Here is a 13,737-nt window from a genome sequence, read left to right as displayed (position 1 = left end):
ACCCACTCGGCGGCCGCAGTTCCGAGGCCACGCACGGAACAGGAGCGGACCACTCACGCGGCGACGTCGCGCTCCTCTTCTTCGACCACGAGGGCCTTCGACGTGGTGAACCTGAACCAGGCCCACACGCCGATGCAGACCAGGCCGAACGAGCCGAAGATCGATCCGAGCACGATGGCGGGCGTGCTGAGGTCGATCCAGGCCTCCGGCTGCGGCAGCACCACGATCGTGAAGAGCGCGGCCACCATCACATAGGTGCCGACCCAGGCCCACTTCGACCACTCCCAGATCTCGTGGCCCTCGAGGAAGGTCAGCGGCAGCATCGCGATCACGAGTTCGCTGAGCGCGCCGATCATCACGGCGGAGAGCGACTCGACGCCGAGCAACGACCAGAACGAGTCGGCTCCGGCGGTGAGCAGGCTGTATCCGGCCCACGCCAGCAGGCCGACGCACACGAGCACAGCCGCCCTGATCAGCGAGAGCTTGCCGCGCTGGCCCGTCGAACTGCCCATCGCCATCAACACGAGCCAGGCGCCGAACAGCACTCCAGGCTCGAGCCCGAGCATCCTGGTCACGATGACGCCGCCGACGACGAAGACGATGCCGCCCGGCCGCAGCACGGGAGTGACGGCCATGTGCAGCTCGGCCTTCGCGAGGCGGCCGGAGATGAGCACGAGCACGAGGTCGTGCAGAACCTGTGCGGCGACCAGGGCCAGCACCAGCCGCAGCGACTTGAGGTCGGGCGCCACGTTCGGGTCGGCGAACGAGAGGATGAACGCCACGATCACCGTGTACAGGCTCACCCACGCCCAGAATCCGCTGGTGCGACTGGTGACCCTCGTGCCCAGCGGACGCAACACGCGTCTGATCGGCTCGGCGAACTTGAAGATGCGCTCGTAGTTCTCGCGAAGGGTGGCTTCGAGAAGGATGGCAGGCAGCGCGATCAAGAAGATCAGTCCGGCCACGAGGCCCCCGGCCGCGGCCACCTGCGGAGCACCCAGCGTGATGTCACTCATCGCGGGAAGCTGCGACAGGATGGTGCGCTGGTCGCCGTCGAGCTTCGCGGTGTTGTGCACCGTGTATGTCTTGGCCGGGGCATCCGCCTTCGGCGCGGGCGCGGGCGTCGACGGCACGGGAACGACACCGGGGAGCGGAGCCGGCGCAGCGGCCTCCGGGCTCGGCGCGCTCTGCGGGGTGACCACCGCAGCCTGCGGGGTCGCCGCGGCGACCGTCGCCGGCGTCACCGTGATGGCCACGTCGCGTTCGTCCGTCGTGTAGCCCGGCGCGCTCACGAGCACCACCACCGTGTGATCGCCCACGTCGGTGTCGGCGGGAATCACCGCCGACCGGGTGAACGAGCCGCCCGTGCTGGCGAGCTGGGCGAGCACGACCGGCGTGGAGTGCAGCTCGATGACGACGGAGGCATCCGTGCCGATGCCGTGGCCCGTCACGATGATCGTGCCGCCGACCTGCACGGTGTGCGAGCCGAGGCTCACGCCGAACCCGTCCGTGATCGACAGCGCCCACGACCCGAAGGTGCGCAGCGGAGTCGTCGAGTCGTCGATCACGGTGAGGTCGACGGTCTCGGTGGCCTCTGCCCCGTCGATGCTCTCGGTGACCGTGAGGGTGTGGTGCCCGACCGACGGCTTCGGCAGCACGCAGGCGTACGCTCCCGAACTCGCGACGGGCGCCGTGCAGGAGGTGCCTGCATCCGTGAGGCGGATGGTGACTGTCGCCTCGTGATTCGGGTCGTAGGCCGCGGTACCGGAGACGAGCAGCCCGGAGCCCAGCGACGAGGTGGTCACCGTCTTGACGCCGGCGTGCACGCCCGCGACCGAGATGATGCTCGGCGGCACCGGGTTCGCGGGGGGAACAGGGGTGTCGTCGACGACGGTCAGTGTGAACGGTGTGGATGCCGACGCCCCGGCGATCGTCTCGGTCACGGTGACCGTCGACGTTCCCGTTGCGGGCCTCGGAAGCGTGCAGGAGTACGCGCCGGATGCCGCGACGGCCGAACTGCAGCCCCCGAACGACGACGACACGGAGACCCGGGCGGCGAAGTGCGGGTCGTAGACCGCCGATCCGGAGACTCGGAGGCCGCCGGCCACCGACGACGACGGCACGGAGAGCGCACCGTTCGCGACCCCGTCGATGCCGAGGATGCCAGGGGCCTTCGGCGCCGGCGGAGGCGTGGCGATCGTGAAGGTGGAGTGTCCGAACCAGTCCCCGTACGCCAGTCGGTACACGTCGATCGTGTGCAGGCCGGGTGCGGTGACGGGCGGGCCGGAGCACGACCACGTCAGGTTCCTCAGCCACCCACTGGTGCACCAATGATGATGGTCGACGAACACGACGACGGGCGTGCTCGGCCCGCCCCCGGTTCCCGCGATGGTGGTCACGGGTCCGGTCACTACGGCGCCGTCAGCAGGCGACGTCACGTGGAACGGGGCAGGGGGCGGCCAGTGCTCGCCGTCGCCGCCCTGACCTCCGTTGTCCGTGCGCACGGCGGAGGCGAGCGAGGTCGACGCTGCGCCCGACGAGAGCGCTCCCGAGGACAGCGACATGGACGCCGCGGCGACCGAAGGCATCCCCGCAGAGGCCGGCTGCTGCGCGGTTCCGACCACGAGCCCGCCCGCGACGAGGCCGCCGAAAAGGGCGAGCACCACCCACGACCGCAGCCGACGCATGGCGTGATGCGACTGCGTTCTCTGCTGTCGTGGGGCCACCGCACTCTCCACTCGTCGTGGGCGCACACATCCAGAGACACAAGAGGTGAGACTTGCTCACATCGTAGGCACGAGTCCACACGGTGCAGCACACCAGTTCGGGGGGCGCCCTGCCCGGCCGCTTTGCCACGAGCTGCACGGGCGCCCGTGACCTCATCGGTCATATGCTCAGCCGACGCGGCGTACCATCTACTGCGTGCTTCTCTGCTTCACAGCGAGCCATCGCACGGCCGACTTCGAACTCCTCGAGCGGCTCGAACGGCACTCCGGCGAGGTCGACACGGCACTGCGATCGCGCACGGATGCCTTCGCGGGTTCCGTCGTCCTCGCCACGTGCAACCGTTTCGAGGCCTACCTCGACGTGAAGGATGCCGCAGCCCCGGCCGCCATCGACCTCGCGATCGCCACCGTGAGCGACGCCACCGGCGTCGCGCCCGACCAGCTGCGGGCATCCTCGGCCGTCGTGCACGACGACGCCGTCGCCGACCATCTGTTCTCCGTGGCGAGCGGACTCGAGTCCCTGGTGATCGGGGAGGGCGAGATCGCGGGCCAGGTGCGCCGCTCTCTCGAGAAGGCGCGCACGCACGGCAGCGCGACACGGGAGCTGGAGCGACTGTTCCAGAACGCGTCGCGCGTCTCGCGCGAGGTGAAGAACGGCACGCGCGTCGGGTCTGCCGGACGCTCGATCGTGCGGCTCGCGCTCGAACTGGCATCCAGCCGCATCACGGACTGGGCGAGCGCGCGCATCCTGCTCGTCGGCACCGGCAACTATGCGGCGACGACGCTCGCCGCACTGCGCGATCGCGGAGCCGACGACGTGCGTGTGTGGTCGCGCACGGGCCGGGCTGAGACGTTCGCGCTGAAGCACGGTGTCGAGGCCGTCGAGCGGAACGGTCTCGAGAACGCGATCGCCACGTCCGAGCTCGTCATCACCTGCAGCACGGCGCCGACGGTGCTGTTCGACCGCACACTCGTCGAGGCCGCCAGCCACCACGACGAGTCGGTCGTGCACCGCCTGATCGTCGACCTGGGGCTTCCCCGCAACGTCGACCGCGAGGTCGCCTGGGTGACCGGCACCGAGCTCCTCGATCTGGAGACGATCGGGCTGCACGCGCCGCTCGAAGACTTCACCGCCACCCAACAGGCCCGTTGCCTGGTGGGGCAGGCGGCCGCCGAGTTCACGGCCAGGGGCGACGAACGAGCGGCGGAGCCGGCGCTCGTCGCGTTGCGCGGCCACGTGTTCGGCGTGCTCGAGGCCGAGCTCGAGCGGGCGCGCTCGCGTGGAACCTCGAGCGAGCAGACCGAGGCCGCGCTGCGGCACCTCGTCGGCGTGCTGCTGCACACCCCGTCCACCAGGGCCCGCGAGCTCGCCCGCGACGGCGACGCTCAGGCCTTCATCACCGGAGTGAACGCCGTGTTCGGGCTCGATTCGGCGGTGCAGCCGACTCTGCGTATCGTTGCAGACGAAGGCAAGGCATCCTGACCGACGCAGTTCTCGTGCCGTGACCCGGCCGCACGACGGCGAGGCGAACGGCGCAATGCAGCGGCGTGCCGAAGAGGGTAACGACGACGGGACGAACCAGATCATGACTTCTGAGACGACAGTGCAGTCGGGGCTGCTGGCGCTGCCCTTCGAGACGCGCGAGATCACCACCGAGCGGCTGCACCTGCGCCCGCTCACGAAGGCCGACCTCGAGCACCGCAGCCAGAACTACCAGAAGCGCTCGGACGTCGTACGATACCTCCGCTGGGAAGCGCACGATCACGACGAACCGGCCAAGAACCTCGAGCACCGCATCGCGCTCGAACGCCTCTCCCGCGACGGCGACGGGCTCATCTTCGCGGTGGAGCTCTGCGCCACCGACGGCTCCAGCGAGCACCGCGTCATCGGCGACATCAGCCTTTCCGTCAAGAGCGCGAAAGACGCGCAGGCGGAGATCGGCTGGGTGTTCCACCCGGCCGTGCACGGCCGGGGCTATGCGACCGAAGCCGCCAAGGCTCTGCTGAACGTCGCTTTCGGCGAGCTCGGCGCGCACAGGGTGTATGCGGAGTTGGATGCCGCGAACGAGGCATCCGCCCGTCTTTGCGAGATTCTCGGCATGACTCGGGAAGCGCTGCTGCGCGACCGCGACCACGTCGACGGGGAGTGGCACGACGTGGCGATCTTCGGCCTGCTGGCCGACGAGTTCGCGGCCCAACCCGCCGGCTGACGCACCCCGCTCCCGCTCCCGCTTCCCGCTCCCGCTCCCGCGGGTTGAGGAGCAGCGCCGTGGGCGCGCATCCCGAAACCAGCACGCTGACGATGCCGGGTTTCGAGACGCGCCGCTTCGCGGTGCTCCTCAACCCGCGGGACGGGGTGCCGCTTCACGGTGTGGCACGCCCGTGGCGATTCGCGCCTGCCCACGCACCGTCGTATAGCACGATGAGGGGATGAGCGATGAGCAGGCGTTCCCCGAGCCGCTGGGGGGCGGCGGCACGGGCGGTTCCGACGCCGGCGGCCCCGACGAACCGGGCAAGACGCCCAAAGGCAATCGAGCGCGCACCATCTGGATCATCGTTCTCGCGGTGATCGTCGTGCTGCTGCTCGTGCTCGTGGCATGGCTCGCCTTCGCGAACGGCAGCAAGCCGTCGCCCACGCCGAGCCCGACGAACACGACGTCGTCGAGCCCGACACCCACACCGACCCCGACGCCGACCTCCACCTCGACGTCCACCGCCGGCGGAACGCCGACCTGCACGGTGGACGAGCTCTCCGTCACCCTCGGCACCCCGAGCGGCACGGCGGGCAGCACGTACCTGCCGATCCGGTTCACGAACACCTCGTCGACGACCTGCGAGCTGCACGGGTTCCCCGGCGTCTCGTTCGTGGGCAAGGGCAACGGCACTCAGCTCGGTGCGGCGGCCGACTGGGATCAGTCGCAGCCGATCGTGCAGAACACGCTGCAGCCGGGAAACGTCGTCGTGGCGAACCTGCGCGTCGCCCAGGCGGGCAATTACGACTCGTCGGAGTGCCAGCCACTGGCCGCCGACGGTCTGCGCGTGTACCCGCCGCACTCGACGAAGTCGGTGTTCGTGAAGGACGGCAACCTCACGGCCTGCCAGAACTCGTCGGTGCACCTGCTCACGGTGACGACGCCGGTGGCACCGGCGAGCTGAGCTGCGGCTTCTGCCGACGGCAGACATCCGCCCTCGCCCGTGCCTGCACGCTGGCATAGCGTTGAGACATGGCTGTCGGGGGCAGAACGGCGTTCATCATCGGGGGCACCGGTCAGATCGGCACGGCGACCGCGCGTCATCTGGCCGAGCACGGCTGGTCGGTGCTGATCGCCCATCGCGGGGCGCACGAGGGTGACCCGTCGTTGGTCGAGCTCGACGTGACCAGCCTGCGCCTCGACAGGGACGACACCGAGTCGCTCCTGCCCCTGCTCGACGGCCACGACCTCGTGCTCGACACCGTGGCCTACGAGCCACGGCACGCCGAGCAGCTCGCCCAGCTCGCCGGTCGCGTCGGCTCCCTCGTCGTCATCTCGAGCGGTGCCGTCTACGAGGATGCCGCCGGCCGCACTCTCGACACCGCCACCGACGACGAGTCCTTCCCTCAGCTGCCCTACCCGGTCGACGAGACGCAGCAGACGGTCACCGAGGGCACGCCGACGTACGGCGTGCTGAAGGCGCAGCTCGAACGAGCACTTCTCGAGGCGGACGGGCTGCCGGTGAGCATCCTTCGCCCGGGTGCCGTGCACGGGCCGTTCAGCGAGGCGCTGCGCGAGTGGTACTTCATCAAGCGCGTGCGCGACCGGCGTGAGCGCGTCGTGCTCGCTTACGACGGCATCAGCCGATTCAGCCCCACCTCGACGGCGAGCATCGCCGAGCTCACGAGGCTGTGCGGCGAGTCGCCTGACCGGCGCGTGCTCAACGTCGCGGACGACGACGTGACCGTCACCGACATCGCGAACGCCGTGATGGATGCCATGGGCCACCACATCGAGATCGTCCCCGTCCCCGGACCCCCTGTCGACGGGATCGGCAGCACACCGTGGTCGACGCCCCACCCCCTGGTGCTCGGCACCGCGCGGGCGCGGACCGAGCTCGGCTTCGAGCCGCCCCAGCCGTACCGGGAGTCGGTGCGCGGGGACATCGACTGGATCGTCGACGTCATCGACGGCGCCAAGCGGCAGCAGAAGACCTGGCAGACGCTGTTCCCGCGGCTCGTGCGTCGATACGGAGCGGATGCCTGGTTCGACTACGCCGCGGAAGACGCGTTCCTCGACACCCACCCCGACCGCCCCGAGAGCTGAACGCGTCTCGAAGCCCGCACCCCGCAACCCCGAGCGATTTCGAGACGGGACTCCGGCCCTCCTCAACCAGCGGGATGGGGAGGGCCGAAGGCCGCATCACGCGACGCCCAGGTAGGCCTCCTTGATCGCGGAGTCGGCGAGCAGCTCCTTGCCCGTTCCCGAGTGCGTGATCGTTCCGGTCTCCAGCACGAACGCACGGTGCGCCCTGGCGAGCGCCTGGTTCGCGTTCTGCTCGACGAGCAGGATGGTCGTGCCCTGCTCGTTGATCTCCGAGATGATGCGGAAGATCTGCTTGATGAACTGCGGGGCCAGCCCCATCGACGGTTCGTCGAGCAGCAGCAGTCTCGGCCGTCCCATGAGGGCCCGGCCGATGGCGAGCATCTGCTGTTCGCCGCCCGACATGGTGCCGCCGAGCTGCGTCTTGCGCTCGGCGAGCCGCGGGAAGAGAGCGAACACCCGGTCGATGTCGTCTTGCAGCTGCGAGCGATCCTTGCGGCTGTACGCCCCCATGTCGAGGTTCTCCAGCACCGTCATACCCGGGAAGATCCCGCGGCCTTCCGGCGACTGCGAGATGCCCTTCACGACGCGCACATGCGCCTTCATCTTGGTGATGTCTTCGCCGTCGAAGGTGATGGATCCCTTGCTCAGGTTGAGCAGACCGGAGATCGCCTTCATCGTCGTGGTCTTGCCCGCGCCGTTCGCCCCGATGAGCGAGACGATCTCGCCCTGCTCGACGGTGAACGACAGCCCGTGCAGCGCCTCGATGCGGCCGTAGCCGACGACGACGTCCTTCAGTTCAAGCAGCGTCGTCATCGGGCTCTCCCAGGTAGGCGGTGATCACGCGAGGGTCGGCACGAACCTCAGCTGGCGATCCGTCAGCGATCTTCTTGCCGAACTCGAGCACCACGATGCGGTCGCAGACGCCCATGACCAGCTTCATGTCGTGCTCGATGAGCAGCACGGTATAGCCGTCCGCACGAATCGTGCGGATGAGGTCCATCAGCTCCTCTTTCTCGGCGGGGTTGAACCCGGCGGCGGGTTCGTCCAGGCAGAGCACCTTCGGGTCCGTCGCCAGCGCCCTCGCGATCTCCAGCCTGCGCTGGCTGCCGTACGGCAGGTGGCGTGACAGCGTGCTCGCGGCGTCGGCGATGCCCACGAACTCGAGCAGGGCCAGACCACGTTCGATGGCGGACTTCTCTTCGCGGTAGTGCCGAGGGCTGCGCACGAGGGCGCCGGGCACGCTCGTCTTGTGGCGGGCATCCAGACCCACCACGACGTTCTCGAGCGCCGTCATCTCGCCGAAGAGCCGGATGTTCTGGAACGTGCGCGCGAGCCCGGCCCGCGTGATCTTGTGCTGCTTCTTGCCCTTGATCGAAGCACCCTCCAGCAGCACGTCGCCACTGGTGGGCTTGTAGACCCCGGTCATGGCGTTGAACGCCGTGGTCTTGCCCGCGCCGTTCGGCCCGATCAGGCCGAGGATCTCGCCCCTGTTGATGTGGAACGTCACATCGTCGAGCGCGATGAGGCCCCCGAACTTCACTGTGACCGCCTTGACCTCGATGATCTTCTCGCCCATCTCGACCGCGATCTCGCGCTCCGACGCTGCCGCCTCGGCCAGCTCAGCGTCGACGCCCGCCTCGGCGAGCACCTCGGCGAGTTCGGCCTCGTCGGGCACGTCCGCGTCCGCCTCCGGCGACGGGTCGGGACCCACGTCGGTGAGGTCGGGGTCGTCAGGTCCTTGGTTCGGGACCGGCTCGGGCAGCGCACCGACGTTCGGATCGTTCTCGATCGGAACGCGCTCCGGCCGCTCGGGAACGTCGTCTCCGGTGTCACTCATTCGGCACCATCCTTGTCGGTGTCGGTCGGAACCACTCCAGTGGCAGGCGCGCCCTTCGGCTGCGCGCGCCATACCGCGGCTCCGTTCTGGTCACCGGGCCCGGAACGGCCGGCGCGCAGCTCTCTCACTTTGTCGGCGACGACTTGGGAATACGTGAGCAGATGCGCTTTCGCGGCGATCAGGCCCTGCGGCCGGAAGATCATCATGAGGATGAGAAGAACCCCGAAGATGAGGTACTTCCAGTCCGCGAGAGCGGTGAACCGCAACGGAATGTACGCGACGATCGCACCACCGAGAATGGCACCGACCTTGTTGCCCGAGCCGCCGAGCACGACGGCCGCCACGAACAGCATCGACGTTGCGACGTCGAACTTCTGGTTGTTCACGAACCCGACCTGTCCGGAGAACAAGGCGCCGGACAGCCCCCCGATCCCGGCGCCGATCGCGAAGGCCCACAGCTTGAACTTGAAGGTCGGAACACCCATGATCTCCGCCGCGTCCTCGTCCTCGCGGATCGCGATCCACGCCCTTCCGACACGGCTGCGCTCGAGGTTGCCGACGAGGATCATGATCACCACGATCACCGTCACCGCCAGCCAGTACCAGGGCGTGCCGTTCGAGACCGAGAAGATCGGCTGACCGTTGGCACCGGTCCCCGGCGGATGCCCGAGCTCCTTGAACCCCACCTGACCGCGGACGGCAGGGATGATCGTGGCGAGGATCCTGATGATCTCACCGAAGCCGAGTGTCACGATCGCCAGGTAGTCGCCTCGCAGGCGCAACGTCGGCAGGCCGAGGGCGACGCCGAAAACCATGGCGATTCCGAGGGCCAACGGCAAGGTCCACAGATAGGGAATGTGGATCAGCGTGGAGTCTGGCGAGGTGAAGAACGCCGCGGTGTACGACCCGATCGCGAAGAACGCGATGTATCCGAGGTCGAGCAGGCCGGCGAAGCCGACGACGACGTTCAGGCCGACAGCCACCAGGGCGTAGACCGCCATCTGGAAGCAGGTGATCGGAAAGTCGTTGCCCGGCTCGGTGGTGATCAGCCACGGATTGGCTACCGGAAGATAGTAGATCGCCGCCAGCACGATGAGCAGGAACATCCACTGCTGCCAACGCGCCATACGATTCCAGCGTCGTCGCCAGCCGCCGAGGAACTGCTTGCGACCGCCGAACGATTCCGTGTTGTCGAGCTGCTGAGTCGTGCGGGACGTCGGCATCGGCGTTCCGCCTCCGATGGCACTCATGCGCGGCTCCTTCCGAGCGACTGGCCGAGGATGCCGGATGGCCGCACCAGCAGCACCAACACCAGCACGATGAACGCTACGACGTCGGTCCACTGCGAATCACCGAGCAGCAGCTGGCCGTAGTTGCCGATCACTCCGATCAGCAGACCACCGAGAAGTGCGCCCCTCACGTTGCCGATTCCGCCGAGCACGGCGGCGGCGAAGGCCTTGATGCCGAGCACGAATCCGCCGTTGTAGATGACGCCGCTCGGCACCTTCATCACGTAGAACAGAGCGGCGGCACCCGCGAGGATGCCGCCGATGACGAACGTGGTGACGATGATGCGGTCCTTGTTCACGCCCATGAGCGTTGCGGTGTCAGGGTCTTGGGCGACGGCACGGATGCCGCGTCCGACGCGGGTGCGTCGGATGTACTGATCCGTCGCGATCATCATGACGACGGCCGCGATCACGATCGTGAGCTGCTGGCTGTCGATGATCGCACCGAACACCTGGAACACCGGTGTCGGGATGAACATCGTGACCGCGGGCTCGGCGTTCGGACCGGTCGCGGGGATGTTGAAGAGCAAATACTGAATGGTGAACGACGCGCCGATCGCGGTGATCAGGAACGCGAGACGCGATGCCCCTCTTCGACGCAACGGGCGATAGGCGACCCGTTCGACCACGAAGGCGGTCACCACCGAGAACACCATGCCGACGATCATCGCCAGGCACAGGTTGAAGACGATGGCCCAGATCGAGAGGTTCGGTGCACTCGGCCCGAAGCCCAGGGCGCTCAGGGTGAAGAAGACGCCATAGCACCCCATGATGAAGACCTCGGAGTGGGCGAAGTTGATCAGGTTGAGCACGCCGTAGACGAGCGTGTAGCCGAGTGCGACGAGCGCGTAGATGGCTCCGAACGTGAGGCCGTCGAATGTCGCCGGCCAGAAGTTCTGCGCGAGGGAGCCGAAGTCGAGGCTGATCCAACTGTTGTCTGCGTGTATGGATGCCGGCAACGCGGCCGACAGGGAAAGGAGCGAAGCGAGCATGTAGGTCTTCCGGTGCCGCGCCGAGCACCGACTACGTCGTCGGGTCTCGACTGATTCGGGTCAAGCATGGCCGCGCCGTGGGGCTTGGAACCTCACACCCCACGGCGCGGCCGATATCAGTGCGTCGCCTACTTGATCGCGCCGACCGACACGATCTTGCCGTTGTCGACCTTGTAGCCGTACACCGTCGACTTGGCGAGCTCACCGGTGGAGTCCCACTGGTAGTGCTTGCTCAGACCGTCCGCGTCGTAGTTCTTGACCCAGTCCTTGAGCTTCGAGCGGTCGGTGTTGCCCTTGTCGATGCCGGCGAGCAGGATCGTCGCCGAGTCATAACCCTCGATGGAGTAGGTGCCGGGAGCCGCGTTGAAGGCCGACTCGTAGGCATCCGAGAAGCTCTTGATGAGCTCACCGGGGATGCAGGGGCAGGTGAAGTAGGCGTTGTCGGATGCGTTGCCGGCCAGCTTGATGAACTGGTCGTCCTTCACCCCGTCGGGGCCGACGAACACGCCCTTGTAACCTTTGTTGACCAGCTGCTGGTCGAACGGCGCGCCCTCGGCGTAGTAGCCGGAGTAGAACACCGCGTCGGGCTTCGCGTTCATGATCTTCGAGACCGTCGCCGAGAAGTCCTTCTGACCGGTGGTCACCTTGTCGGTGCCGACCACCTTGGAGCCGAGCGCCTTCTGGATGGCGGTGGACAGGCCGATGCCGTAGTCCGAGTCATCCTGCACGACGTAGACCTTCTGGTCCTTCAGCTCCTTCGTGATGAAGGTCGCCGCGGCAGGGCCCTGCACGTTGTCGTTGCCCAGTGCGCGGAAGAAGGTGGTCCAGCCGTTCTTGGTCAGGCCGGGGTTCGTGGCCGACGCGGTGATGTGAACGAGGCCGGCCTGCTCGAAGATTCCGCCGGTCGCCTGCGACTCACCCGAGAACGGGAGACCGACGACGCCGATGATGTCCTTCTCGTTCACCGCCTGGGTCACGACGCCAGGTGCCTTGCCCGGGTCGCCCTCGGTGTCGAACTTCTTGAACTGCACCTTGCAGCCCGGGTTCGCCTTGTTGTGCTGGTCGATGGCCAGCTGAACGCCGTCGTAGATGTTGATGCCGAGCTGGGCGTTCGGACCGGTCTCTGCGCCGATGTACGCGATCGTCAGATCGCTCGCGCACTTCGCGTTGCCGTCGCCGGCGGGAAGTACGGCGTCTTTCGGAACCGAGATCGATGACTGCACCGGGAGGTCGACCTTACTTGCTGCGGAGGTCGATCCACCGGTTGACGACTGGTTCACACAACCAGCCGTCAGCAGGGCGATCGCCGCAGCAGCGGCGACGGCCCCGATGATCCTCTTGGGTGCCATGTGGTGTTGCCTTTCACATCTTCGTGCGGGCATGTCGGAAGCCCCGCATTGCGTGGTTGCAATGTCCTGAACCCTAGAAGAGTGGCAATCCGAACCGCAACGTATCGGCCGGGCATTGTGCCAAATATTTACAAACCGTGAACACAGTGCGCGCGTCGCCGATCGACAAGATCCGGCCATTTCGCCGCGATCGGCGCTGATTGCGGCACGTCACGGCACCGCTGCGGGCCTGAGGATGCCCCCGGCGCCCTCCGGAGTACACCTAGTGAACGTACTCGAGCAGGTCGCGGCCGACCGCGCGCATCCCGTCGAGCACGCCGAGCCTGCTCGAGAGGTCGGTGTCGTCGAAGGATGTCGACACCGCGTAGGCCACGCCGGCTCCCGGTCCGCGCAACACCCCGACCTCGCTGCGCACGCCCGAGTCGGTGCCGGTCTTGTTCATCAGGAGCAGCCCGTGGTCGGGACCACGGTGCGACAGCGGGTCGAGCCCGAAGGCACTCGCCACCATGGAGAGGTCGTGGTTGAGCGAGAGCCAGCCGACGACACGCTTGCTGGTGGCGGCATCCACCACCTCGCCCCTGGCGAGGGCCGAGAACAGCCAGGTGAGCTCCTTCGCACTGCCCACCGAGAGTTGCGGAGCGTCGTCGGGGCCGCGGTGGTCGCGCACGAGGTCGAGCATGGCGGTGTGCTTGAGGCCGAGCCGTTCCGCTCGCACGCGCACGGACTCCAGTCCGATGCGACGCAGCAGCACGTTGGTGGCGAGGTTGTCGCTGGCCGCCCCGACGAGGGCCGCCAGGTCGGCGAGGGGAAGGGAGGGAACGGCCAGGTGCTGCCAGATGCCGGAGTCGGCGACGGCATCCGACTGGGTGCGATCGACGAGGCTGAGCGGACTGGTCTCGCGCGCCTCGAGGCGTGCGGCGAGCTCGATGAGCAGCAGCACCTTTCCGATCGAGGCGGTGGGCATGACCACATGGTCGTCGACGGAGAACAGAACGGCGCCGCTCGTGAGGTCGATCGCCCGCGCGGAGACCTGCACTCCCGACAGCGCCAGCTCGCCGAGCGCGGCGAAGCCGCGGCTGAAGCTGTCGGCCGGCTCGTGTCCGCGGTGCTTGCCCCGACGTGCTCCGGCGTGACGCGAACGGCGCTCTGAGCCTTGCACGGGGGCGGTCACTGTCTGCTCTCGATCCTCGAACGTGAAATGACTGATGGCAGCCGCACCCCCCGATACGGCCTCGTGTGATCTCTC

At 67.8% G+C, this 13,737-nt stretch carries 11 protein-coding genes; 4 read left to right on the top strand and 7 right to left on the bottom strand.

The window, feature by feature from the left end:
• Nucleotides 1-53: 53 nt before the first annotated feature.
• Nucleotides 54-2,726, bottom strand: coding sequence for a hypothetical protein (locus FPZ11_RS13295; RefSeq protein WP_146321637.1), 2,673 nt, complete (start codon nt 2,724-2,726; stop codon nt 54-56).
• 196 nt (nt 2,727-2,922) lie between these two features.
• Between FPZ11_RS13295 and FPZ11_RS13290 the strand changes: the two genes are divergently transcribed.
• The 4 genes from FPZ11_RS13290 (at nt 2,923) to FPZ11_RS13275 (ending at nt 7,024) form a co-directional block, all read left to right on the top strand.
• The gene (locus FPZ11_RS13290) at nt 2,923-4,209 is read left to right on the top strand and encodes a glutamyl-tRNA reductase (protein ID WP_146321636.1); all 1,287 of its coding nucleotides are present in this window, start codon (nt 2,923-2,925) and stop codon (nt 4,207-4,209) included.
• A 103-nt stretch (nt 4,210-4,312) separates the two neighbouring features.
• The gene (locus FPZ11_RS13285) at nt 4,313-4,936 is read left to right on the top strand and encodes a GNAT family N-acetyltransferase (RefSeq protein ID WP_146321635.1); all 624 of its coding nucleotides are present in this window, start codon (nt 4,313-4,315) and stop codon (nt 4,934-4,936) included.
• Between the two features lie 220 nt (nt 4,937-5,156).
• Entirely contained in the window at nt 5,157-5,882 is a 726-nt protein-coding gene (locus tag FPZ11_RS13280; RefSeq protein WP_146321634.1) for a DUF4232 domain-containing protein, read from the top strand.
• A 68-nt stretch (nt 5,883-5,950) separates the two neighbouring features.
• Entirely contained in the window at nt 5,951-7,024 is a 1,074-nt protein-coding gene (locus FPZ11_RS13275) for an NAD-dependent epimerase/dehydratase family protein (protein WP_146321633.1), read from the top strand.
• Nucleotides 7,025-7,120: 96 nt separating this feature from the next.
• Here FPZ11_RS13275 and FPZ11_RS13270 read toward each other — a convergent pair whose 3' ends face one another.
• From FPZ11_RS13270 to FPZ11_RS13240, 6 genes are all read right to left on the bottom strand, one after another.
• Complete coding sequence (locus FPZ11_RS13270; RefSeq protein ID WP_146321632.1) at nt 7,121-7,837, bottom strand: ABC transporter ATP-binding protein; 717 nt, start codon at nt 7,835-7,837, stop codon at nt 7,121-7,123.
• Nucleotides 7,821-8,600, bottom strand: coding sequence for an ABC transporter ATP-binding protein (locus tag FPZ11_RS13265; RefSeq protein ID WP_146322891.1), 780 nt, complete (start codon nt 8,598-8,600; stop codon nt 7,821-7,823). Before FPZ11_RS13265 ends, FPZ11_RS13270 begins: the two co-directional genes overlap by 17 nt.
• A gap of 257 nt (nt 8,601-8,857) precedes the next feature.
• Nucleotides 8,858-10,111, bottom strand: coding sequence for a branched-chain amino acid ABC transporter permease (locus FPZ11_RS13255; RefSeq protein ID WP_146321631.1), 1,254 nt, complete (start codon nt 10,109-10,111; stop codon nt 8,858-8,860).
• Nucleotides 10,108-11,142, bottom strand: coding sequence for a branched-chain amino acid ABC transporter permease (locus FPZ11_RS13250; protein WP_146321630.1), 1,035 nt, complete (start codon nt 11,140-11,142; stop codon nt 10,108-10,110). Before FPZ11_RS13250 ends, FPZ11_RS13255 begins: the two co-directional genes overlap by 4 nt.
• Nucleotides 11,143-11,270: 128 nt before the next feature.
• Nucleotides 11,271-12,491 carry a branched-chain amino acid ABC transporter substrate-binding protein gene (locus FPZ11_RS13245; protein WP_146321629.1) on the bottom strand — a complete coding sequence of 407 codons (1,221 nt, stop codon included), beginning with the start codon at nt 12,489-12,491 and terminating at the stop codon, nt 11,271-11,273.
• Nucleotides 12,492-12,753: 262 nt separating this feature from the next.
• Entirely contained in the window at nt 12,754-13,662 is a 909-nt protein-coding gene (locus tag FPZ11_RS13240) for a serine hydrolase (RefSeq protein WP_146321628.1), read from the bottom strand.
• Between the last annotated feature and the right edge of the window lie 75 nt (nt 13,663-13,737).

This window comes from Humibacter ginsenosidimutans, assembly GCF_007859675.1.
GTDB lineage: Bacteria > Actinomycetota > Actinomycetes > Actinomycetales > Microbacteriaceae > Humibacter > Humibacter ginsenosidimutans.
Note: the sequence above shows the minus strand (reverse complement) of the source record. Positions and strands in the feature narration are given on the sequence as shown.